Genomic DNA, 23,563 nt, shown 5'->3' on the forward strand with positions numbered 1-23,563 from the left:
GGGGTGACGCCGGGGCGCGCGAGGCCCGGTCGCGCCCGGGCGCAGTCCGACGGGCGTCCGCGGCCCCTCCCACCGGTCGGTCCGGTTCCGCGTGCGAGACGGCGCCGCCTTTGGGATGTGAGCCGGGCCTGAAGCCGTTCGGGGCCGGGGAGGATGTCGCCCTTCCGGCCGGGAAGAACCGGGAATCCGCTCTTCCGTCGATCCGGTTGGAAACCCCTGGTCCCACGCCCCGTTGTGGCTCCCGCGGGCTCAGCCCGGCGACACCGCCGCCCGCCGAGGTCACCGTCCGCACGCTTTCCTCCGCCCCGTGGGGCGGAGGAAAGCGCCGGGCGTCGACCACCTCCGGCGGAGCATAGGTCCGGGGGCAGCCCTCTCCGCGTTCCCGTATCGGTGGTGGGCGCACAGCGGGCCGAAATCCCGCCAGCGCCGCCGAAATCCCCTTGCGCCACGCCCCAGATGTCCTGAAACACTCCCGGAACACCGATGGGAACCCGTGGCCGGCCACGGGCGTTGGAGCCGCGTACGCCACGGGCAGGACGATGGGGGAGAAGTCGATGACGGAGACGTCCGGTTCCCGACCGCGGGAACTCACGGGGTGCGCGGTCGTGTTCGAACCGGCCGACCCGCCACGGACGGGACACCTGGCCTGGTGGTGTGTCGACGGCTCGAAGCCGCCGGCGCATCTGGGCCAACCGGGAACGCTGACGATCGCCGTCCGGGACGGCACGGCGGTGCGGCCCAGGATCCTGCCGGTGGCGCGCACCCCGGTGGGCGCGGCCCTGGCCGACCTGGTCCGGATCCGGCGCGACGGGGGCGCCCATCCCGCCGCGTCCTTCTGGGGCGCGGTCGCGATCGAGGCACTGACCTCGGTGGCACGTGGGCGGCTGCTGCCAGGTGTCTCCCCCGAGGGGTTCGACGCCTGGCGGATCGGTCCGTTGGACGCCGGGACCGTCGACCGGATCCACGCCCTGGCCGCCGCCATGCCGGCCGAGGCCAGAGCTGTCCCGCTGCCCGGCACGGACCCTCTCGAACTTCCCGCTCCCGAAGACCTGATCCGGGCCTTCATGGACGCGGTGGCCGACACGATGCCGCGTACCCCCGCGGCGGTCGCGGCGAGCGGTGGCGCTCCGTTCGCCGCGACCGCGCCCCAACAGGTCCCCGAGCTGCGGGCGTGGGCCCATGAGGTGTCCGCCGGGATCGACTCCGGCGTACGGGTGTCGTTGCGGGTCGAGGTCGCCGACGGGGACTTCGAGGACGGCGTGTTCAGGGCCGTCCTGCAAGTCCACAGCGTGGCCGACCCGGCCCTGGTCGTCGACGCGGCCGACCTGTGGGAGGGGGCGAGGAGCGGATTCGACGACCGTGCCCGCTTCGACGCCGTCCTCGCGGTGCGACGGGCCGCCCGGGTGTGGGAACCGCTGGGGCGGCTCCTGGACGTGGCCGTCCCCGACGCGATCACCCTCACCGACGGCGAGGTCGAGGAGCTGCTGGACGGGGCCGCCGCGCCACTGGCGACCGCGGGCGTGGACGTCCACTGGCCCAAGGGGCTCGTCCACGAGATGACCGCCGGCGCCGTCGTGGGCGCCGGCGACCCACCGCCCTTCGGCGGCCCGGCGTTCCTCGGCGGCGACCAGTCGTTCTCCCTCGACTGGCGGATCGCCCTGGCCGGCGCTCCGTTGAGCGAGAAGGAGATGGACCTGCTCGCGGAGGCCCACCGGCCCGTGGTGCGGCTGCGCGACCAGTGGACGCTCGTACCGCCCGCCCTGGCCCGCAAGGCCCGCGACCGGCCGATGAAACCCCTGCCGGCGTTCGACGCGCTGACCGCGGCGCTCACCGGGAGCACCGAGATCGACGGGGAGCGGGTCACGGTCCTCGCCGACGGGTGGCTGAAGACGCTTCGGGACCGCATCGCCGACCCCATCACCGGCCACGAACAGGTGCGAACCCCCGCCGGTCTGACCGCGACCCTGCGCGACTATCAGCTGCGCGGCCTGGGCTGGCTCCACCGCATGACCTCACTGGGGTTGGGGGGTTGTCTCGCCGACGACATGGGACTGGGCAAGACGATCACGCTCATCGCGCTGCACCTGCGCCGGCAGGCCGACCCCGCGACCGCCGGACCGACCCTCGTCGTCTGCCCCGCCTCGCTGCTCGGCAACTGGGAGCGCGAGATCACCCGCTTCGCCCCCGGCACCCCCGTGCGCCGTTTCCATGGCGCCGGACGCGCGCTCGACGGTGTCACCGACGGATTCGTGCTCACCACCTACGGCACGATGCGGTTGGACGCCGGACGGCTCGCCGAGGTGGGATGGCGCCTCGTCGTCGCCGACGAGGCCCAGCACGTGAAGAACCCCCGGTCGGGAACCGCCAGAGCGCTGCGGACCATCCCCGCGCCCGCGCGTGTCGCCCTCACCGGCACCCCCATCGAGAACAACCTGACCGAGTTGTGGGCGATCCTCGACTGGACGACGCCCGGCCTGCTCGGCACGCTCACCGCGTTCCGCCGGCGCTGGGCCGAGACGGTCGAGGGCGGGCGCGACCCCGAGGCCGCCGAACGGCTGTCACGGCTGCTCCGTCCCTTCCTGCTGCGTCGCCGAAAGACCGACCCCGGCATCGCCCCCGAACTGCCCGCCAAGATCGAGTCCACCCACCCGACCGCGCTCACCCGGGAACAGGCCGCGCTGTACGAGGCGCTGGTCCGCGAGGTCATGGAGCAGATCGCGGCGAGCGACGGGATGGCCCGGCGCGGACTGGTCATGAGGCTGCTGACCGGTCTCAAGCAGATCTGCAACCACCCCGCGCACTACCTCAAGGAGGAGCGTCCGTGGCTTCCGGGACGGTCGGGCAAGCTCGACCTGCTCGACGAGCTGGTCACCACCATCACCGCCGAGGACGGTGCCGTGCTCGTGTTCACCCAGTACGTGGCCATGGCCCGGCTCATCGAGGGCCGTCTGACCGAACGCGGCGTCCCCAGCCTGCTGCTGCACGGCGGCACGCCGATCCGACGGCGTGAGGAGATGGTGCGCGCCTTCCAGGAGGGGAGCGTCCCGGTGTTCCTGCTGTCGTTGAAAGCCGCCGGGACCGGGCTCAACCTCACCCGCGCCGACCATGTCGTCCACTACGACCGCTGGTGGAACCCCGCTGTCGAGGAACAGGCCACCGACCGCGCCCACCGCATCGGCCAGACCCGGTCGGTGCAGGTCCACCGCCTGGTCACCGAGGGAACGATCGAGGACCGCATCGACGCGATGCTGCGCGCCAAGCGGGAGCTCGCCGACGCGGTTCTCACCTCCGGTGAGGCGGCGCTGACCGAACTGTCCGACACCGAGCTGGCGGAACTCGTCGAGTTGAGGAGCGAGCGATGACCACGGGACACGACGACCGCGTCCGCGGCTTTCCCGCGTTCTCGCCACAGAAGGGGCGAGGACGCGGACGCTCCTGGTGGGCGCGGGCCTGGACCACGGCGATGGAGGAGAACTCGCTCGACCGCGAGCCGTTGGCCAAGGGGCGCGCCCACGCCCGTACCGGACACGTCGGCACGATCACCGTCAGCCCCGGCCGGATCGCCGCGCCGGTCTACGGTCCCGGGCACGCCTCGCTCCACCACACCGCCGTGTTCGTCGAGGAGCTGTCCGACGCCGAGTGGGCGCGCCTGCTCGACCAGGTGGCCGCCGAATCGGGGCACATCGCGGCACTGCTCGAAGGCGAGATGCCGCACGCCCTGGTGGACGCGGCCGAGGAGGCCGGCGTGCGGCTGCTTCCGGGCATCGGCGATCTGGAACCCGAATGCGACTGCGACGACTGGGAACTTCCCTGCATGCACGCCGCGGCCCTGTGCTACCAGGCCGCCTGGCTGCTGGACGACGACCCGTTCGTGCTGCTGCTGATGCGCGGCCGGGGCAGGAGCGAGCTGTTGGACGAGCTGCGGCACCACGCGGCTCCGGGGAGGAGCGCGGCCCGCGGCCGGGAGGCCACGGCGGCGCGGGGGACCTCCGCCGAGGAGGCCTACGCCCGCGTTCTCGGCCCGCTGCCCGAGGAGACACCGCCCCCCGGCACGCTCGACGCCCTGCCCGCCCTGACCCCCCTTCCCGGAGGTGAACCCGACGCGCTGGATCTCCTCGTCGCCGACGCCGCGGCCCGGGCGCGCGACCTCCTCGTCACCGGCGCGCCGCCGCCACGGCTCGACCTGTGGCGCGACACCGTGCGGCTGGCCGCGGCCTACCACGGGAGGGCCCGGGAACGGTTGGGTCGGGCGAGCGGCCGCGGCGAGGAACTGGAGCGCGCCGCACGGGCGTGGGAGTACGGTGGCCCGCAAGGACTGGAGGTCCTGGAGTCCCCTTGGGACCCGCCGGAGCACGTGTCGGCCCGGATGGGAGACGCGCTGTCCATGACCTGGGAGGGCGAGCGGGCGCCGCGGGCGGACGTCCGGCACAATCACTGGACGCTGGTCGAACACGGGATCCAGGTCCGCTACGGACGTGACGGGCGCTGGTACCCCTACCACGAGCGGGACGGGCTCTGGTGGCCCGCGGGGCCGCCGTCGCACGACCCCGCGGAGGCGCTCGCCGGACTGCTCGACGGGTGAGCGCCCGAAGGCGGGGGTGGTGGGGGCACCACCCCCGGTCCTCATCCCCGGGGTAGTGCCCTTCCACGTGCCGTTCCGTAACTTCGACTCCATGACAGACCTGCTGCGCCGCCTCGGCACCGACACTCGTTGCGTCTTGTTGGGCTTTCCCCTTTCCCTCGTCTCCTTCGTGCTGTCGGTGACCGGGTTGGCGCTGGGTGTGGGAACCGCCGTCACCGTCGTCGGCGTGCCCATCCTGGCCTTGACCCTGCTCATGGCGCGTGGGTTCGCCACCGCGGAGCGCAGCCTCATGACCGACATACTCGGCCGCCGCTTCCCACCGCCGCGCTACCGCCGTGCCGCGCCCGGGGCGGGGACCTGGCGCGTGATGACCGCCCCGCTGGCCTGCGCCCAGAGCTGGATGGACCTGCTGCACGCCGTCACGCGCCTTCCCCTCGCCGTGCTCACGTTCTCGGTCGTGGTGTCCTGGTGGGCGGTGACCCTGCACGGGCTGGCCTTCCCCTTCTACCGCTGGAGCCTGGTGGGGATCCCCGGTTACCAGGACCTCAGCGAACTGATCGGCCTGGGGAGCGGGGCCACGACCTCGCTGCTGTTCCACCTGGCGCTCAGCGCGGCGTTCGCGCTGACCCTGCCCTTCGTGACGCGCGCCTGCGCGCTGCTCAACGCGGGCCTGGGGATGGCCCTGCTCTCCCCGCAGCCGGTGGCCGACGTCGCGGGGCCCCGCGCCACCGTCTGAGCCGGACGCCCGCTCTACAGGTCGGCGGGCACCGGCACGCCCCGGGTGGGAGGCCGGACCCACCCGCGCGTCGGACAGGGCGGCGGGACGGCTCGCGGAGGCGGTCCCGCGACCCCACGGGGAGCACGGGGGAGAAGGCGGCCGCGACTCGGAGGCGACGACCGGGAACGCGACGGCACCGGCGGCCCCTCCCGGAGCGGGAAGGCCCGACGAGGCGTGGACCGCGCAAGATCCACTCCTGTCCAGCGCTTCTTCCACATCCGGTCACCGCTTCTTCACCCTCTGGACTCATACGGGGATCGTGGTTAGCGTCCATGCCGACGTGCTCGCGCCGAGCGCGTCGAAACGCCGGTCACGCCGTACCCCTTCGACGTGGCCGCCCCGACTCGTCGTCTCGAAGGGCGCCCCGGGACACGGCCGTTCCCCGACGGGCCGGCCACGCATCGACCGGTGTCGTCTGCCATGACCGATCCGACCCCTGCCGTCATCGGCGGACGAGCCGCCGAGTAGCCGGTTGTACCGCCCGTGCCCCCGATCGCCGAGCACGCGCCGGGCCAAGGCCGTCCCCGCTCCCGTCCCTGTTTTCGGTGGGCGCGTGGACGCCCACGTGAGTTCCACAAACGGGTGTCATCGTCATCTGGCAAAAGGGGTGGTGATGTTCGATGCGACCGTTCCCTAAAGAAAGCGGCATCTCAGCCTCGTGGCGGAAACGGTTCACGGAATCGGGCTACCTGGTCCTTCCCGAAAGCCTTCTACGGCGGCTCGAACCCGAGGTGGACCACTGGGTGGACGAGGGACTGCGCGCGGTCGATCGCCGCCTGCGTCGATCCCGGCCTCCACGGCCCGCCCCCGCCCCTGGAACTGGAGCTGCCTGCCCACGGTGAACTGCTCACCTTTCCGCCCCTGATGGGACTGCTCTCCCAGCTGGTGGCATCCTCCTTCGTCTTCCACCACACGCACAGCGACCGGCACGGTCCGCACACGGGCGGAAAACCCTGGCACCACGACTACGAGCCCGGCGCCGACGAGATGTTGGTCCTGGAGTGCGCGGTCCGCCGCGCGCTGCCGCGGTGGCGTTCGCCGGCCGGCCTGCCCAACGCCTGGGATCCGGTGCGCTGGAGGCACCTCGACGTGCAGGCCCAGGGCCGGGGTGGCGCCCCTTCCCTGCCGTCCTTCCCCATCTCCCGCGCTCTGGGGAGCGCGGCCGGCCACACCGGGAGGAGAGGAGTGGGGGAGCGGCGCGACGCCCCGCGCGGTCCGAGGACGGTACGGGCGGGGTGGCCGCCCTCCCACCGCCGGAACCGGCTCTCCCTTCCCGACGCGGCCGGAAAGGCCCGGTCGTGTGCCAGGGATCTCTCCCAGCGCCGGACCAGCGCGTCCCCCTCACCGAGCCGCTCACCCGCGATCGGCGGTGGCGTGCCGCCGGCCGGGCGGTCGGTCACGCCGGCGTCGACACCGCTCGCCGAGACCGGTATGGCCGGCGGCCACCGTCGGCCGTCAAGGAAACGGCACGACACAGCCCTCTCCCACGGCTCGTGGTCGGCGCCGGTGATGTTCGGACCGAGTTGCCCTTTATACCCTCCCGGGGTATACGCCGGTATACCTGCCCGGGGTATCGAAGACGCATTCGCGGCCGGAGACGGCCTCCCGAACCCCCGGCGACCATCGCGGACCCACCGAACGGCGACGAGAGGGAGAAGACGTGACAGCGAGACGGCGTGGCGGCGTGGTACCGCTGCTAGTGATCGCGACCGCGCAGTTGATGCTGGTGCTCGACGACTCGATCGTGAACATCGCGCTGCCGAGCATCCAACAGGAGCTCGGCGTGGACGCGGTACACCTGCCCTGGGTCGTCAACGCCTATATCCTCGCGTTCGGGGCGTTGCTGCTACTCGGCGGACGGATCGGCGACCTGTGGGGACGCCGCCGCACGCTGCAGCTAGGCATCGCGATCTTCGTGATCGCCTCCCTGGTCGGCGGTCTCGGACAGAACGCCGCCATGCTCATCACCGCGCGCCGCACAGGGGCTCGGAGCGGCGCTCACCGCACCCAACGCCCTGGCGTTGATCGCCACGACGTTCTCCGACCGCAAGACGCGCGACACCGCGCTGTCGCTCTACGGTGCGATGTCCGGCCTGGGCATCGTCGTGGGCCTGCTCCTGGGGGGAGTGCTCACCGACGTCCTGGACTGGCGATGGGTGTTCTTCATCAACGTCCCCATCGGCCTGCTCGTGCTATGGGGCAGCCGCACTCTGGTCACCGCCGACCGCGGCCGGGGCCGACTCGACACCCTGGGAGCGACGTTGGGCACCGGCGGCATGGTCGCGCTCGTGTACGCGATCACCAGGTTCGGCGAGGACGGGCTCACCGACCCGGCCGCGTTGCTCCTGCTGGGCGGGGCCGTCGCGCTGCTCCTCGTGTTCGTCACCTTCCAGGCCCGCAGCTCCAGTCCCCTGGTACCGCTGGCCCTGTTCGGCGACCGCAACCGGGCCGGCGCCTATGCGACCATGCTGCTGCTGGCCGTCGGCCCCATGGGCTCCTTCTACGTCATCACCCTCTACCTGCAGCAGGTTCAGCACTTCAGTCCACTGCAGACGGGTACGGCGTGGCTGCCGTTCGCCGCGGGTCTCGTCCTGGGCGCCGGGACCGCTCCCAGGCTCCTGCTGCGCCTCGCGCCGCGGTTCGTCGCCACGCTGGGAGCGCTGCTCAGCGCCGCGGCGGCGTTCTGGTTCTCCACGATCACCGTGGACACGGGCTACTGGACACACCTGGCCCCGGCGATGTTCGTCCTGGGGCTGGGTTTCGGCCTGGGTATCCTCGCGCTCACCCAGGCCGCGGTCTACCGTGTCGATCCGGACAAGGCCGGGATCGCATCGGCCCTGCTCAACTCCGCCCAGCAGATCGGTGTCGCGCTCGGCCTGGCCATCCTGGCGGGGATCGCCGCCAGCGTCACCGCCCAGCCCGGGAACACGGTCCTGGCCGCCGGCGAAGCCCTGGCCTCCGGGTACGGCACCGCTCTGGCGGCGGCAGCAGGGCTCCTCGTCGCCGCGGCGGCACTCGCCCTGACCACGCTCGACGCCCGCCCGAACACGAGCCAGGACGTGTCCGGCCCGGCCGGCGCGGAGACCGAACCGGTGAGCTGACCGGCTCACACCGGGGTTCCGGCGCGGTGGAGACGCCCGGGGGCGGTGGGGCGGCGGTCCCCCTCCGGGCTTCCCGCAACGTGGCCGGGCCGCGTTGCGGGGAGCCCGCGGGTGATATCTCTGGGAGAACGGCCGTGGGGCCGGCACGCTCCGCCGTGGAAGAGCACCCCGGGACCGTCCCCTCCGACGCGGGCGTTACCCTGTGGGGGTATGAGTCTCCCGGCAGTGCGTTCCCGTCTTCACCCGGCCATCGCCCGGGTGAACGTCGCGCTGCTGTTGATGGCGGTGCTCGGCCTCGGGCTGATGCACACGCTCGGCCACCTCGGCGAGGGCGGTCATCACGGTTCCGCGGGGAGCGCGACGATCTCCCACGCGGCGCCCCAGGACACCGAGCCGGCCTCTCTCGGTCCACAGCTCCCCGACCTCGACCCGAGTTCGACCTGCCTGACCGACCGCGGCCCCTCCACGACGTCGCCGGGGCCGGCCCTCGCCGCCCTCACACCCGCGCCCGATGGCCACCTGCCACCTCCGGCGCGGCTCCTGTGCCTTCGGGACGCGGAGGACCTGACACCCGCCTCGCCTCCTTCGCTGGCCCAACTCCAGGTGCTGCGGATCTAGATTCCCTCGGCCGTGACCGCGTCGCGTTCTGGACGCGGATCACCGGCATGGCATGACCGTCGGCCGCGCCCCGCCCGGGGCCGCGGCGATGTCACCGACCTTTTCGAGGGAATGGACGACCATGTTCGAGTACAAGCGTGTCCTGATGCTGCCGTCCGCGCTGGTCGCGGCGCTGTCGCTCGCCTCGTGCGGAGGCGCCGACCAGGGTGCGCCCCCGCCGGCCCCCGAGGCGTCGCAGCAGACCGTCGCCGAATTCAACGACGCCGATGTCATGTTCGCGCGGATGATGATCCCCCACCACGAGCAGGCCGTGGAGATGTCCCGGCTCGCGGAGGAGCGCGCGGGCGGGGAGGTCCGGGAACTGGCCGCGCAGATCGAGGCCGCCCAGGGACCCGAGATCGAGCACATGAACCGGCTCCTGGAGTCCTGGGGGGAGGACCCGACGGCGCAGCCCGGCCACATGGACCACGGCGGCATGGACGGGATGCTGTCAAAGGAGCAGATGGCCGATCTCGAACAGGCGTCCGGTGACGACTTCGACACGTTGTTCCTGCGGTTGATGATCGAGCACCACGAGGGCGCGGTCGACATGGCCGAGGGACAGCTGGCGGAGGGGGTCGACCCCGAGGCGACACGGCTCGCCCGGGAGATCGTGGACACCCAGGAAGGCGAGATCGCCCAGATGAGCCGGATGCTCGGCGAAGACAGCGGCCGGGACGGCGGTCCGGCCACCGGCGATGAGGCGTCCCACGGGGATCACTGACCGGTCCCGACGGGCCGCCACGGTGGCGGCCCGTCCCACCGGTACGACGCAGGCACAGGGCGAGGGAACAGTGAGAACCATGCGGAACGGAAAGACGCGCGGGCCGGTCGGACTCGCGGGAGCGGCCCTCCTGCTGCTCCTGTCGGCGGCGTGCGGCCCCGGCGGGGCCACGGAGCCCGGCCTCGGGAAGACCGAGGCGACGGGAATCCCCCTTCCCCCGGAGGCGACACACGTCCACGGCGTGGGCGTGGACCCCGGAAGCGGCGAGATCCTCGTCGCCACCCACGCGGGTCTCTACGTCCTCCCGGCACCGGGCCGGTCATCGACCTGATGGGTTCGCGGTGGCCGGCCCCGGGCGTTTCGTCGTCAGCGGGCATCCGGGGCCGGGAACCGACATGCCCGACCCGGTCGGGTTGATCGAGACCCGCGACGGCGGCGCCACCTGGCGCGCGCTGTCCCTAGCCGGGAAGACCGACTTCCACGCCCTGGACGCCGCGGGGGAGCGGGTGATCGGCTTCGACGGCGGTCCGCGCGCCTCCGAGGACGGGAGGCGGTGGGACGACCTGGACCCGACCGTCCACCCCCTGACCCTGACCATGAGCGACGACGGGCGCACGGTCGTCGCCACGACGCAAAGCGGGGTCATGCGCTCCACCGACGGCGGGGCCTCCTCCACCCCGGTGGCGGACGCGCCCCTCCTCCTGCTGGTCGACCAGGTGGCGGGGACCGAGACCGGCCACGGCGTGACACCGGAGGGGAAGGTCCACCGCAGCGACGACGGTGGGACCTCGTGGACGCCGACCGGCGCGATCAGCGGGGAGCCCGTGGCGCTGCACGCTGACGCGGACCAGCTCGTCGTGGTGGCCGACCACCACGTCAGCCGCTCCACCGACGGCGGCGTCTCCTCCGCGGGCTGGTGACCCTGGACGGGGTGTCCGCCTCGCACAACCGGGCACCCCGTCGCCCGTCCGCCTCGCGTCCGGATCCGCGGTGGAGCCGGCCACGAGGGGTCTGCGCGCCGGTGGTCCCGCAGCGGACGCGCGCGGGCCACCGGCGCCTCGCCCCTCCTGGGGCGGCGATCCCGGTGCCACCGTTTTCGCGTGTTCCTCCCCCACGCGTAGACCGCCGAGCCGACCGCGACCGTCACCGAGCCGCGGCATTCCGGCGTCCATGCACGTGAGCGGCGCGTCGATCCGCGCCGCCCTCATTCCCGCGGAACCTCCATGTCTTCGCGTTCGCGCGTTCCCTCATACCTGTCTGTTCTCCACATTCCTGGCGCGTTCCGGGCATTCGGCGCGGTCCTGCCGGGCCGGCTGGCCTACGGGGTCATGTCGTTCCCTTCTCCTCTCCGTCAGCGACGCCACCGGCTCCTACACCACCGCCGGAGCCGCTATGGCACTGTTCGGCCTGACGCTCTGTGGGCTCGCGCCCGCGCGGGCCGCCCTGATCGACCGGCACGGCCCACTCCGGGCGCTGCCCCCGATGGCCGTCGGCTGCGCGCCGAGCCTGCTCATGGCCGCCTTCACCGAGCAACAGGGCAGGCCCGAAGCGGCGGCCTGGATCGAGGCGGCGGAGGCGGTCGGCAGCGTCGTGGGCGGCCTGGCGCCATCCCGTGGCGGGCCTCGCTGCGGGCACGACTGTGCGTGCTCGCCCTGCTGCTCGGAACGGCGATGGCCGCGGCCGGACCGGCGCCCAGCGTGCTGGTCCTGGCCGTACTGTCCTCCGTCGCGGGGCTCTTCATCCCGCCGACGCTGACCAGCGCCTGTCTTCTGGCGGATGAGACGGCGCCGCCGGAACGGCGCGTCCAGGCGGGTGTCCGGGTGAACACCGCGGTCAACGCCGGCGACTCGGGGGGAGGCGCGGTGGCGGGAGCCCTGACGGATCGGCTCCCCCTGCCCACCTGCTTCGCGTTGACGGCCGTGGCCGCCGCGGTGGTGGCCCTCGCCCGTTCATCGGGAAGGCGGGGAGGTGCGGTCCGGGCGGGGGCGTCCTCGGTGTGAGCGGATGTCCGAGGCGGCGGCGATCGGGGCGCGGCTTCCCCTGAAACGACCTGGGAAAACGGACGTCGGGGTCCCATGCCACCGATTGGCCGATCTTGGACAGAGTGCGACATTACCCCTACTCTTCGTGATCGACGCTGATAGCTTCACGTCGTCGTGATCGGTCGGCCGCCCCCGCGGCCGACCCTCCGACCGGGCTCGCCGTCCCCTCAGCCGCCCCCCGTGAGGCCGGGGCGGCGCGCCCGCCCCCGCGGCCGGTACTTACGCCATCAACCACGCCGAGCCGTACATACCAACGACCTCGACCGGACGCTCCGCGGAGCGCGCAAACCGGTGCCGGGCACCGTGGAGGGAGACAGAGCATGACAGGTGGAACGGGGACGGAGGTCCCACGGGCGCGGTCCGCCCCGGACGCGTGCGACCTCCCACGGCCCGAAGGCACCCGATGGTGGCGGTTCGCCGCCCTGTTGTACGGCGAGGGCGGCCCCTTCGGCGTCACCTGCCTGTTCCTGCGCCACCACGGTCCCGCCACCGACACGGGCGTTCCCCAAAGCGCCCACGCCCTCGTCTGGGCCCGCGCCGACGCGGCAACGCGGACCCGCGTCGGGGAATCATGGATGGACCCGGCCGCGGTGGAGCTCATCCGACGTACCGTCGCGGGTGACCGGCACATGGACCCGCGGGTACGCGACGCCTTCGGCGAGGCGCTGGCACAGGGAAGGCCGCTGGGCCCCGACCGCCCCCTCCCCGGACCGGTCCGGGCCGGCGCGACAGGACTGGACCTGGATTTCGGCGGTGTCGGCGTGCTGCGCGAGGAGGACGACGGCTCCCACCTCGTCGAGGCGGGAACCGAGGGGAGCGGTCTCTCCCTGCGGTTCGCCGTCGGCGATCTCGGGTCGGCCTCACCGGAACAGCGGGAGGGCGGGCCGGTCCCGCGCCTGGAGGTCACCGGGGTTCTGCGCCAGGACGGCGCTCACACGGCCGTGCGCGGACAGGGCTGGTACGAGCACTTCCACAGCCGCTCCTGGCACCAGGACCCCGCCACCGACCAGGCCCTGCGCGCCGGGCGCACACGGGTCCGATTGCACCTGGACAACGGCTGGGAGGTCCACGCTTGCGCCACCGGCGGAAGCGACGGCCGGGCCGGCCGCGCCCTCCTGCGCACACCCCAGGGGGAGGTGATCGAGGCGCCCATGACCCTGCGCGGATCCTCTCCCTGGACCTCACTGGCCACCCTCAACACCTACGCCACGGTCTATGAGCTGACGGTGCCGCGCACCGCCCTGGACCTGCGCGCGCGGGTGTGGTTCCCGAAGCAGGAGAACCGGTCCTCGCTCGTCCTGCCGGGCACGCTGGAGGCGTGGGCCGACGTCGAGGGCGCCTTCGGCGGAGAGCCGGTACGGGGGTGGGGCACCGTCGACGTCCTCCCCCTCGGCCGGTTCGACGACTTCGAGGAGCACATCACCCGGATCCGCGACACCACGAGCCAGGAGATCCGCCGGCTGTTCCCCGACGAACCGCGGCGTCGCGAACTCGTCACCGTCGCGGGCCTGGAGGAGCGCCCCGACGTCCTGGACGAGCTGGTGGTCCAGACGCTGCACGAATCACTGGTGCGGCCGATACGACACATCACCGACGGCCTGGGCAAGAGCATGCGCTCCTACGTCACCGCCGCGACCATCGAACTGTTCGGCGTCGACAGCGAGCCGTACCGCTCCCTTCTGGGAGCCGTCGAGATCCTGCACTCGGGCAACCTCACCGTGGACGACGTCGAGGACCGCTCGCCCATGCGGCGCGGGCGCCCGGCCGTCCACACGGTCTTCGGCGAGGCGACGGCCATCAACGCGGGGACCGCCGCCTACTTCGTGCTGGACGGGGTCCTGCGCCGCGTCCTGCCCGACGATGACCGGCTACGGCGGCGGATCTATGAGGTCTACCTCGGCGTGATGCGGGCCGCCCACGCGGGTCAGGCGCTCGACATCGCCGGCCACCGGGAGGCGATGGACGCGGCGGTGGCCGGCGGGGACGCCGAGGCGGTGCTGCGCCGCGTCCGCGTCACCCACCGGCTCAAGACGGCCGTCCCTGTCCGGGGCCTCGCCGAGATCGGCGGGATCGTCGCCCGCGCGGAGGAACGTCAGCTCGCGGCGTTGCGCGACTACTTCGAGGCGGTTGGAATGGCCTACCAGGTCAGCGACGACGTCATGGACCTGCGCGGGCTGTCCGCGCGCGACGAAACCGGCGAGACCGTGGCGACCAAGCACGTCGCCGAGGACCTGCGGGCGGGCAAGGTCACCATGCCCCTGGGGCACGCCGTCGCCCTCCTGCCGGGACCGCTCATGCGGGAGGTGTGGGCGACCGTACGCGGTGGTGGGGTCGACGCCGCGACCGCCGCCGAGATCGTGACCCTGCTGGAGGGGCACGGCGTCATCGACGCCTGCCTCGACGAGGCCGAGCGGATGGTCGACCAGGCGTGGGGGCCTTTCCACGACCTGCTGCCCGGCAACCACCTGGCCGTGATGATCCGCGCCCTGGGCCGCTACGCGGTCCGACGCGAACGCGAGTGAACCCCTCCCCATCCCCTTCGGAAAGGCTCTGCGGTGTCCCTCTCCGGCCCCACCCTCGAAGTCCACGACGTCCACAAGTCCTACGGGAACCGCCCCGTGCTGCGGGGAGCCGACCTCTCCCTTCCCCCGGGCCGCCTGGCCGGGGTGGTCGGCGAGAACGGTTCCGGCAAGACCACGCTGCTGCGGATCCTCGCCGGGCAGCTCGCCCCCGACCGGGGCCGGGTCGGCTACCCGGGCGGCCTGGGGTACTGCCCCCAGCACCCGATCCTCAACCCCGCCTTCACCGTCGACCAGCACCTGCGCTTCTTCCAGGTCGCCTACGACCTGCCCACACTCGACCGCGCGCGCGAGCTGACCGAGATCCTGGGGTTCACCGGCTACGGAGGACACCGTGTCTCCGCGCTCAGCGGGGGCACCCGGCAGAAGCTCAACCTCACCCTCGCCCTGATGCACGATCCGCCCCTGCTCCTGCTGGACGAGCCCTACCAGGGGTTCGACTGGGAGACCTACGAGCGGTTCTGGGAGCTGGCCGCCAGCCTGCGCGACCGGGGATGTTCGGTTCTCGTGGTCTCCCACATCGCCTTCGACACCACCCGCTTCGACGTCCTGTGGCGCCTGGTGGAGGGCCGGCTGGCCCGTGTCGAGGTGCCCGTGGACGCCGGCGGCGCGGTACGGGCGGAGGGCCGTTGACCATGCGACGTGCCTGGACCCGCTACTCCACGGCGACCCTCTACGCGCTCACCGAGCACCTGCGCAACCGGTTGGCGCTCGTTCTCGTCGTGTTCTTCGTGCCCGTCTGGATCACCCTGGTCTACCTGGTGATCACCGACGTCGATGTGCGCTTCTACCTTCGGGCCTCGGAACAGCAGATCACGGTGGACGGCAACGACGTCAGCAAGATCTCCGGCGCCGTCAACGCCGTCACCCTGATCGTCGGGTTCATGATGTTCATCGTCACCTTCCGTTCCACCGGGTTCGACCAGCGTCTGGCCATGGCCGGCTATCCACGCCTGCACCTGCTCCTGGCCAAGCTCACCGCGCTGCTCGTCGCCTCGGCCCTGGTCTGCGCCTACGCGGTGGCCGTCATCTGCGTCTACTGGGTGCCCGAGCAGCCGGTGCTGCTGTGGACCGCGCTGCTCGGGGCGGCGCTGGCGTTCGGGGGGCTCGGGGTGGCCCTGGCCGCGGTCCTGCGCGGCGAACTGGAGGGGATGTTCGCCATCATCATGCTCAGCATCATCGACATGGGGTTGCAGAACCCGGTGTCCAATCCGGCCTCTGACAGCGACATCGTCCGCTATCTGCCGACCTACGGGGCCATGCAGTCCGGGGTGACCGCCGGCTTCCTCGACACCACCCCGGTGCTCCACCTGTTCCTGGGACCGTTGTGGTTCCTCTGCGCGGTCGTGGTGGCGGGCACCGCGTTCCGGTTGCGCACCCGCGACCGGCGGATCGGCCTGCCGGCGCCCGGCTTCGGCGGTCGGCGGAGGACACCCCGGGATCCACCGCTGGGGACGTGAGCCGTCTCGGGCGCACTCCGGCCGCCCCGGCGAGGCGTTCCCGGGAGGACGGCGGGTGCCTCCTGGCCGTACCCGGGCGTCTGGGACATCGACGCCGCCGGTCGGGAACTCGAAGTCCTCCTTCAGGTAAGCGTGCCCTTCCGGTCCGGCGGTCCTCACACCAGCCTCACCCCAGGGATGTGGGGACTTCGGGATCCGGGGAACTCGGGTGGCGACCGCTCGGCCGGCCGGCGCCGGGCATCGTTCACCGCCTCGGGGTGGTGACCGGCGAGCGTCCGCTCCGGGCAGCCGGCCGAACGATCCGATCGCGCGGCGACCACCCGCATTCCCTGCTCTGACCACGTCGCCTTCGGTCGGGCGGGGACGATCCCAGCGTTGCCGACGTGGCCGGCGTTCCCCAGCCCCGGAATACAGAAGACGGCGGTCAACCGTGCGGGTGCCGGGCCGTACGGGCGAGTGCTCATCACCGCCGTTCGCCGATCCAGGCGGTAACGGTCGCTTGCGCCCAGGCGGTGACGCGTTCGGGAAAGCCGTCAGCGGGAAACGCGCCGTCCCGGGCGACGTCGTTGATGGTGACACCGAAGGCCACGGGGGGTGGAGCCGGCGGTGCGGGCGGCGCACCGGGGACGGTCCCGGGCAGGTGAACGTCGCGATTGCGGTGGCTGTTGGCGTGGCGGGCCCCTTCGGTGAGCCGGATGACCGCGGGGAGACCTTGGCCGAGGTAGGCGTGCAGGATCGCCCAGGGGCGGGCCAGGTCTCCCTGGGGCAGGCGGCTGGGATGCTGGAGCAGGAAGCAGGCGACCGTGACACCGTGCAAGGGGCCCCAGGGCGGGCGCCGGGAATGATCGAGCGCCAGGACCGTGCCGAACAGCTCCTCGCACGAGTAGGGACGGGCGGGCGCTCCGCATTCGGGACAGCGTTGCATGGTCACCTCCGTGACGGACCGGGCGGTCGGTCGCGCCGGAGCGAACGCGGCCCGTACCCGGTGGGGGATCCGCGGCTCATCCACCAGCGGCCGTTCCACCGGTCCAGGACCACAGCCCTTCCGGCGTCGGGCGGGCCGGCGACGATCCGCTCGCCCCGGACCGCGGCGGCCGGGACGTGTTCCCGGGCTTCGCTCCGGGCGGGAGCCATGCCTCCTTGCGACACTAAAGGCTCCAGGGACTGGAGTGGCAACCCGGTCCCGGCACTGCGCTCCCGCCCGCGTCCGCGGCCCGCCCGGTCTCAGCCACGTCGTACGGCGGTGATCCGCAGCCTCCGGTAGTCGGCCCACCAGTCGCCGTCCCGGTGCAGGGTGGGGCGTAGCCGTTGCTCGACCTCGGCGAGGAGGGCGGCGGGGTCGGCGACGTCCGTCAGCAGGTGGGAGCCGAACATCCGCACCCAGTTGGCGATCGCGTCGCTCCCCTGGAGGCGGGTGGGACGGTCGAACAGCCGGGCCTCGGTGACCTCGAAACCGGCCTGTTCCAGGACCGTCGCGTACTCGGCGACGCCGGGGTAGTACCACGGCTGCGCGGGTTCGGGCAGCCCGCGGGCGCGGCGGGCCGCCTGGACCCCGGCGAGCAGGGTGGCGACGTTTCCGGTCCCGCCGAGTTCGGCGACGAGCCGGCCGCCGGGACGCAGTGCCGCGGCCAGTGACGCGGCGGCGCGGTCGGCCTCCGGTATCCAGTGCAGCACCGCGTTGCTGAGCACCGCGTCGAACTCCTCGCGCATCCCCAGGTCGCGCAGGTCGGCGAGGCGGACGTCGATGCCGGGAAAACGCGCGCGGGCCCGGGCGACCATCTCGGGGGCGGCGTCCACTCCCACGGCGATGGCGCCCGCGTCGCGTAGGGCGGCGACGTGGTCGCCGGTGCCGCAGCCGGCGTCGAGGATCCGTTCGCCGGGTCGTGGGGCCAGCAGGCGGAGCAGTTCGGCCCCGTAGCCGGCGACGAAGGAGTGACGGTCGTCGTAGAGCGCGGCGTCCCAGTGCTGAGTGGCCATGGACCGACCCTAACCGACCGTCTCGTTCAATGAAATGGACGTCTTGCATTGCGAGACATGGGCCGTTCCGGTCCACGCCGACGGGGAGAAGGGGGCCGGGGGTGTCGCCCGATCGGGCGACACCCCCGGATCCGTCCGTCAGGACTGTTCGGCCGTCGCCGGCTCGGACTCGTCCGCCGGCTCCGTTCGCGATCCGACGGTGGTCGCCAACGGCTTCTCCTTGATGAAGCACAGGATGACCGCGCTGAGCACCATCAGTGGCGCGATGTAGAGGAAGACCGGAGTGAGCGCCTCGTTGTAGGAGCTCACGATGAACTCCTTCACGGGGGCGTCCATCGCGTTCACCGCGGCGGGGGTGAGCGAGTTCTGGTCGACCGCGCCGTGCGCGCCACCGACCGAAACCGCCTCCCCGTGCCCGCCGAGGAGGGAGGTCAGCCTGCTGGTGAAGAGCGCGCCCACCACCGCGGACCCCAGGGAGGCGCCGATCTCGCGGAAGAAGTTGTTGGCGGCGGTGGCGGTACCGACCTCGGAGGCGGGGAAGGCGTTCTGCACCACCAGGACCAGGATCTGCATCCCCATGCCGATGCCCGCGCCCACGACCGCCAGGTACAGGCAGATGACCGGCAGCGAGGTGTCGACGGTCATCGTCGACATCAGCAGCAGACCGCCGGTCACGACGAGCATGCCGACGATCGGCAGCCACTTGTACCGGCCGGTGGCGCTCACCAGGAAGCCGGAACCCGTGGAGGTGATGAGGACCGCGGCCATCATGGGCAGCATGAGGAAACCGGCGTTGGTCGCGTCCAGGCCCGACACCATCTGGAGGTAGGTCGGCAGGTAGCCGACCGCGCCGAACATGGCCAGCGCGATGAACAGGCCCGCGATGGTGGAGAGGTTGAAGTTGCGGTCGGCGAACAGGTGCAGCGGGATGATGGGCTCCGCCGCACGGCGCTCGACCAGGACGAAGGCCGCGCCGGCGACGACGAAGGCCACCCCCAGGCCGATGATGACCGGGGAGTCCCACTCGTACTCCGTGCCTCCCCAGGAGGTGAAGAGGACGACCGAGGTCACCGCGATCGCCATGGTCACCAGGCCGGCGACGTCGAGGCGGGGACGCTCCTCGGGGGCGGGGGAGGGGCGCAGGAAGACCACGGCCGCCAAAACCGCGAGCGCGCCCAGGGGGATGTTGATCCAAAAGGCCCAGCGCCAGCCGATGCCCTCGGTGAACCAGCCTCCCAGGATCGGGCCGAGGACGGAGGAGACCGCGAACACCGATCCCATGACCCCCATGTAGCGGCCGCGCTCCCTGGCCGGGATGATGTCGGCGATGATCGCCTGGGACAGGATCATCAGTCCGCCGCCCCCCAGCCCCTGCACCGCGCGCCCGGCGATCAGGCCGGTCATGCCCGAGGCCGCCCCGCCGATGACCGAACCGGCGAGGAACAGCAGGAGGGAGAGGATGAAGAGGTTCTTGCGGCCGACGAGGTCACCGAGCTTGCCGTAGACCGGCATCGTGATCGTGGCCGCGAGGATGTAGGCGGTGGTGACCCACAGCATGTGGTTGACCCCGCCGAGCTCGCCGACGATGGTCGGCAGGGCCGTGCTCAGGATGGTCTGGTCCAGCGACCCTAGAAGCATGGCGACCATGAGGGCCGCGAAAACGGCGTAGATCGTACGCCGATCGGCCGGCTCCGCCGCCGGTCCGTCCTTGTGCACTGTCGTCGGAGCGCTCACGTTTCCTTCTCGCCGAGGTGGGGCGCCCGGTTCGCGGATCGCGTCGGGCGGATGGGGTGGACTGCGCGGCCCGCCGATGAGCATGTCCTCCACGCCCGATGTGGACGTCACGGGACCGAGGGCCCGTGGTGGGAGGGGGGAGATGGGCGGCGCGCGGCGGGGGATGGGTGCCGGGGTGCGGCGGGGGGCGGACCGGGAATCCGGAGACGCCCCTCCAGGCAACGACCCTAGCAGAAGCGGAGGATTCACCTCCACTTACGTTTAGACTGCTCGTATGAGCTCCGCTACACCGTCGTCGCCGGACTGCCGTCCGCTGCGCAGGGACGCCGAGGAGAACCGGCTGCGCATCCTGCGCTCCGCCCGCGAGGTGTTCGCCGAACGGGGGGTGGAGGTGAGTCTGGACGACATCGCGCGGCACGCCGGGGTCGGCGTCGGCACCGTCTACCGGCGCTTCTCGGGCAAGCGGGAGCTGATCGAGACGCTGTTGCGGGAACAGGTCGAGGACCTCGCGGCGGTGGAGGCGCGCTCGCTGGCCTGCGAGGACCCCTGGGAGGGGTTCGTCCACTACGTCATGGGCATCAGCGAGCTCTTCGTCCGTGACCGCGGCCTGCGCGAGGTCACGTTGATGGGCACCTTCGGCGATATCACGGCGTCCGCCCGTGACCGCTTCCTTCCCACCATCAGCCGCATGATGGAACGGGCCCAGGAGAGCGGCCGGATGCGCCCCGACGTCACCCCGACCGACCTGCCGGTCATCGGGCTGATGCTCGGCACCGCCGGAGAGTACGCCCACGCGCTCCGGCCCGACCTGTGGCGGCGCTACCTCCTGATCATCCTCGACGGCCTGCGTTCCCCCGTCCCCAGTCCGCTGCCCGAGCCGTTGAGCGGGCAGGAGGTGGACCGGCTCATCCACGCCGCCCGGCACCGCAAGGGCTGACCGCGCGCCCTCGCCGGTCCGCCCGCTGATGACCGGACAGGCGGACGACCCGGGAGGGGCCCCTCCAGGAAGGGCGGCGCGCCGCGTCCGGGCTCCGTCCGGCCCGTTTCCCACGACGGTCCCGCGCGTTCTCCCGGTCACCGTTTCCGCGATCGCCGCGGAAGAGGGGGAAAACGTCCCGAAACAAGGGGACACCGCTCCTCCGTCCGACACCGCGCCCGAGGAGGAACCACGCGGCGGCGATCCCTTCTCCGGGATTTCGTCACAGTTCCGCCCGGCTCCGCCCACCCCGCCCGGTGCGGTGCGCACGGTCCACCACTTCCGCCTGATGGGGCGATGACCCCGATTCCGACCTGCCATCTCCTCATCTGCGTCTTTTTCCGTGACCGAATGATTACGTTGGGCTATCGTTGCTGTTCGTGAACAACGAAACCGACGTGCTGCGCGTGGGGCACGCCGTGCTGCTGCGCGAACTCCGTCCCACCGACCTCACCCCCCTCGTCCACATCTGGAGCGACCCCGATGTGATGCGCAACGTCTACGAGCAGGCGTGGACGCCGCAGGAGTGCGCCGACATGCTCGCCAGGGCCAGGCGCGAGGCGGCCGAACGTCCGCGCAGGGTCTACCGGATGGGGATCGTGCGCCGGCAGGACGACACCCTGGTCGGGACCATCACCGTCGAGCTGGAACGCTACTCCGGCGCCTACGTGCGCGCCGCCGCCATCGCGCCCTCGGCCCGCAGGCAGCGCCTGGGCCTGGAGGCGTTCCACCTGGTCTCGTGCCTGGTCTTCGAGGATCTCGGGTTGCACCGGCTCTGGTGCGCCTGTCTCACCGACAACCTCCCCGCCCAAAAAGGCGTGCTGCGTTACGGGGCGCGTCGCGAGGGCACGATCCGCGAGTTCGTGAACCTGGACGGAACCTGGCGCGACGCCGAGATCTTCGGCCTGCTCGACCACGAGTGGCGCACCCGCCAGGACGAGGACGCGGGCCTCCTCGCCACCCCGGCCTAGGACACCGGCGACCTCGGACACGGGACGGCGGCTCAGGGGACCAGGCGGACGACGCCGCCCGCCTCCAGCGCCGTCCACACGGCCCCGTCAGGCCCCACGGCGATCCCGTGGGGTTCCGAGGCGGGCCGTGGCAGCGCGTACCGGGTGATCTCGCCGTCGGGAGCAATGTGGCCGATCCGGCCCGCCCCCCACTCGCTGAACCAGCACCCCCCGTCGGAGGCGGCGGTGATGGCGTGCGGTCGGGCCGCGCGATCGGGCAGCGGGAACTCGCGGATGCGACCGTCGGGGTCGATCCGTCCCACCTGCCCGGCCGCGATCTCGACGAACCACACGGCTCCGTCACCGCCGCGGGTGATGCCCACGGGACCGGCATCGGCGGTCGGCAACGGGTGCACCGTCACCGCTCCGTCGAGGCTGATGCGTCCCAGGGCGTTCGCCTGGTGCAGCGTGAACCACATCGCCCCGTCCGGGCCCTCGGTGATCGCCGAGGGGAAGGCCCTCTCGACGGGAAGCGGGAAGTCGACCGTCTCCCCCGCGGGGGAGATCCGGCCGATCCGGTCGACGTTGGGTTCGGTGAACCAGATGGCCCCGTCGGGGCCGGCCGCGATCCCGTAGGGACCGCTATCGGGCGTGGGCGTCTCGAACAGAAGCGCCGACCCGTCGGTCGCGATCCGGCCGATCCGGTGGTCGCGGAACCGGGTGAACCACAGCGCCCCGTCGGGGCCGGGGGTGATGACCGTCGGCCCGCAGCCGGGCGCGTCAAGGGAGTGGACGTCGATCCGGCCGTCCAGGGAGAGCCGCGCGATCTCCCCGGAGTTGACCAGGGTGAGCCACATGGCCCCGTCGGGGCCGGCCGTGATCCCGTAGGGGCCGGCCTCCGGGCCCGCGACCGCGAATTCGTGGAGGGAGGACGGGGGAATGGTGGGCATGTCGGTCCTTCGCATCGGCTGGTGGGGGGCAAGGGTCCGATCTCGCGGATCGGGGGAGGGGCGCAGGTGGACGGTCGGCCACGGGCGTCCACCCGTCTCCTCCCGTCTCCGCGCACGTACCGTTTCTCAGTCCCCTCCCGGGTATCCGCGCCGTCCTGCGCGGTGGGCGGCGTGGACGACGTCGAGGAGGATCGCGGCGAGCTCGGCCGGACGGGTCATGGGCACGTTGTGCCCCGAGTCGATCTCCACCAGCCGGCGTCCGGGGGCGGCGTCGACCACGGCCTGCACCTCAAAGCGCCGCTCGGCGTAGAACCCGGCGTCGGCGAGCACGATCGTCAGCGGCACCCGGATCCGCTCGTAGACGTCGACGCTGGGAAGGACGGAATCGTCCGGCGAGATGTCGCTGACGACGGCGATCTCCTCGGTCGAGGGCCTGCGCCACCGGTTCCCGTCGTGACGGGCGAAGGAGCGCCGCGCGACCTCGCGGACCAGGTCCGGGCGCGCGCCGGCGTCCAAGGGGTCCTCCGGGGCCGTGCGGACCCTCCGCTCGACCTCGGCGCGCACTCCCTCGTCGTCGGTCACCAGGCCGTAGCCGAAGGTGGCGCGCAGCCGTCGCGCGGATTCGGGGGTGCGCCACACCGCGTGGGCGGCCGCCGATGTCACGCGGTCGTCCAGCACCACTCCGTCGACCACGCACAGCGCGGCGGGCTCGACCAGTCCGCTCGCGGTCACCGCCGTCATCGCGTAGCCGCCCGTGGAGTGGCCGACGAGGACGGGCCGCTCCCACCCCAGCCGGGCGACGACGGCGGCGATATCCCGCCAGTACTGGTCGGGGGAGGTGGAGGCGGCCGTGCTCTGGCCGTGTCCGCGCAGGTCGAAGGCGACCGGATGGCAGTGCGCCACCAGGTGTGCCGCGGCGTCCCGCCAGGCCGCGGCGTTGTGCCCGCTGCCGTGGACGAGCAGGACCGGCGGCCCGTCGCCGCCGAAGTCCACTCCCGCCAGGACGCCGCCTTCGACGGCGACCTCGAACTCCCGTGTGCTCACTGGTGACAC

Annotated in this window: 18 protein-coding genes and 1 pseudogene; 14 read left to right on the top strand and 5 right to left on the bottom strand. The window is 72.4% G+C overall.

Annotation, left to right across the window (positions count from 1 at the left end):
- The first annotated feature begins 554 nt into the window (after window positions 1-554).
- The 12 genes and pseudogenes from B5D66_RS09340 to B5D66_RS09390 all read left to right on the top strand — a co-directional run bounded on the left by B5D66_RS09340 (window position 555) and on the right by B5D66_RS09390 (window position 15,923).
- Window positions 555-3,362 carry a DEAD/DEAH box helicase gene (locus tag B5D66_RS09340; protein ID WP_144390049.1) on the top strand — a complete coding sequence of 936 codons (2,808 nt, stop codon included), beginning with the start codon at window positions 555-557 and terminating at the stop codon, window positions 3,360-3,362.
- Entirely contained in the window at window positions 3,359-4,582 is a 1,224-nt protein-coding gene (locus B5D66_RS09345) for a hypothetical protein (protein WP_078761252.1), read from the top strand. Before B5D66_RS09340 ends, B5D66_RS09345 begins: the two co-directional genes overlap by 4 nt.
- Before the next feature lie 91 nt (window positions 4,583-4,673).
- Window positions 4,674-5,318 (top strand): sensor domain-containing protein, encoded by a 645-nt coding sequence (locus tag B5D66_RS09350; protein WP_144390050.1) that lies wholly within the window; start codon window positions 4,674-4,676, stop codon window positions 5,316-5,318.
- A 1,762-nt stretch (window positions 5,319-7,080) separates the two neighbouring features.
- Window positions 7,081-8,461 (top strand): annotated as a pseudogene (locus tag B5D66_RS09355) (MFS transporter).
- A gap of 210 nt (window positions 8,462-8,671) precedes the next feature.
- Window positions 8,672-9,079, top strand: coding sequence for a hypothetical protein (locus B5D66_RS26040; RefSeq protein WP_144390051.1), 408 nt, complete (start codon window positions 8,672-8,674; stop codon window positions 9,077-9,079).
- A 121-nt stretch (window positions 9,080-9,200) separates the two neighbouring features.
- Entirely contained in the window at window positions 9,201-9,842 is a 642-nt protein-coding gene (locus B5D66_RS09365; RefSeq protein WP_078761255.1) for a DUF305 domain-containing protein, read from the top strand.
- Window positions 9,843-9,921: 79 nt separating this feature from the next.
- A complete protein-coding gene (locus tag B5D66_RS26045) occupies window positions 9,922-10,173 on the top strand; it encodes a hypothetical protein (RefSeq protein ID WP_235000886.1) in 252 nt (83 codons plus the stop codon).
- Window positions 10,174-10,237: 64 nt separating this feature from the next.
- On the top strand, window positions 10,238-10,762 hold the full coding sequence (locus B5D66_RS26050) for a WD40/YVTN/BNR-like repeat-containing protein (protein ID WP_235000887.1): 525 nt from the start codon (window positions 10,238-10,240) through the stop codon (window positions 10,760-10,762).
- Between the two features lie 723 nt (window positions 10,763-11,485).
- A complete protein-coding gene (locus tag B5D66_RS25705; protein WP_200813584.1) occupies window positions 11,486-11,842 on the top strand; it encodes a hypothetical protein in 357 nt (118 codons plus the stop codon).
- Between the two features lie 362 nt (window positions 11,843-12,204).
- Complete coding sequence (locus B5D66_RS09380) at window positions 12,205-14,406, top strand: polyprenyl synthetase family protein (RefSeq protein ID WP_078761256.1); 2,202 nt, start codon at window positions 12,205-12,207, stop codon at window positions 14,404-14,406.
- Window positions 14,407-14,439: 33 nt separating this feature from the next.
- Window positions 14,440-15,096, top strand: a complete 657-nt coding sequence (locus B5D66_RS09385) for an ABC transporter ATP-binding protein (RefSeq protein WP_078761257.1) — start codon at window positions 14,440-14,442, stop codon at window positions 15,094-15,096.
- 2 nt (window positions 15,097-15,098) lie between these two features.
- Window positions 15,099-15,923, top strand: coding sequence for a hypothetical protein (locus B5D66_RS09390; RefSeq protein WP_078761258.1), 825 nt, complete (start codon window positions 15,099-15,101; stop codon window positions 15,921-15,923).
- Between the two features lie 463 nt (window positions 15,924-16,386).
- On the opposite strand, the gene B5D66_RS09395 is transcribed toward B5D66_RS09390, so the two are convergent.
- The 3 genes from B5D66_RS09395 to B5D66_RS09405 all read right to left on the bottom strand — a co-directional run bounded on the left by B5D66_RS09395 (window position 16,387) and on the right by B5D66_RS09405 (window position 19,634).
- Entirely contained in the window at window positions 16,387-16,848 is a 462-nt protein-coding gene (locus tag B5D66_RS09395; protein ID WP_078761381.1) for a DUF5946 family protein, read from the bottom strand.
- A 299-nt stretch (window positions 16,849-17,147) separates the two neighbouring features.
- Window positions 17,148-17,900 (bottom strand): class I SAM-dependent methyltransferase, encoded by a 753-nt coding sequence (locus tag B5D66_RS09400; protein ID WP_078761259.1) that lies wholly within the window; start codon window positions 17,898-17,900, stop codon window positions 17,148-17,150.
- A 138-nt stretch (window positions 17,901-18,038) separates the two neighbouring features.
- The gene (locus B5D66_RS09405) at window positions 18,039-19,634 is read right to left on the bottom strand and encodes an MDR family MFS transporter (RefSeq protein ID WP_235000888.1); all 1,596 of its coding nucleotides are present in this window, start codon (window positions 19,632-19,634) and stop codon (window positions 18,039-18,041) included.
- Between the two features lie 274 nt (window positions 19,635-19,908).
- Here B5D66_RS09405 and B5D66_RS09410 point away from each other — a divergent pair, with 274 nt between their 5' ends.
- Window positions 19,909-20,571, top strand: a complete 663-nt coding sequence (locus B5D66_RS09410; RefSeq protein WP_078761261.1) for a TetR/AcrR family transcriptional regulator — start codon at window positions 19,909-19,911, stop codon at window positions 20,569-20,571.
- A gap of 419 nt (window positions 20,572-20,990) precedes the next feature.
- Complete coding sequence (locus B5D66_RS09415; protein ID WP_159457244.1) at window positions 20,991-21,581, top strand: GNAT family N-acetyltransferase; 591 nt, start codon at window positions 20,991-20,993, stop codon at window positions 21,579-21,581.
- A 32-nt stretch (window positions 21,582-21,613) separates the two neighbouring features.
- Here B5D66_RS09415 and B5D66_RS09420 read toward each other — a convergent pair whose 3' ends face one another.
- Both B5D66_RS09420 and B5D66_RS09425 read right to left on the bottom strand, forming a co-directional pair.
- On the bottom strand, window positions 21,614-22,510 hold the full coding sequence (locus B5D66_RS09420; RefSeq protein ID WP_078761263.1) for a Vgb family protein: 897 nt from the start codon (window positions 22,508-22,510) through the stop codon (window positions 21,614-21,616).
- Window positions 22,511-22,636: 126 nt separating this feature from the next.
- Window positions 22,637-23,554 (bottom strand): alpha/beta fold hydrolase, encoded by a 918-nt coding sequence (locus B5D66_RS09425; protein ID WP_078761264.1) that lies wholly within the window; start codon window positions 23,552-23,554, stop codon window positions 22,637-22,639.
- Window positions 23,555-23,563: the final 9 nt, after the last annotated feature.

This window comes from Marinactinospora thermotolerans DSM 45154 (genome assembly GCF_900167435.1).
Lineage (GTDB): Bacteria > Actinomycetota > Actinomycetes > Streptosporangiales > Streptosporangiaceae > Marinactinospora > Marinactinospora thermotolerans.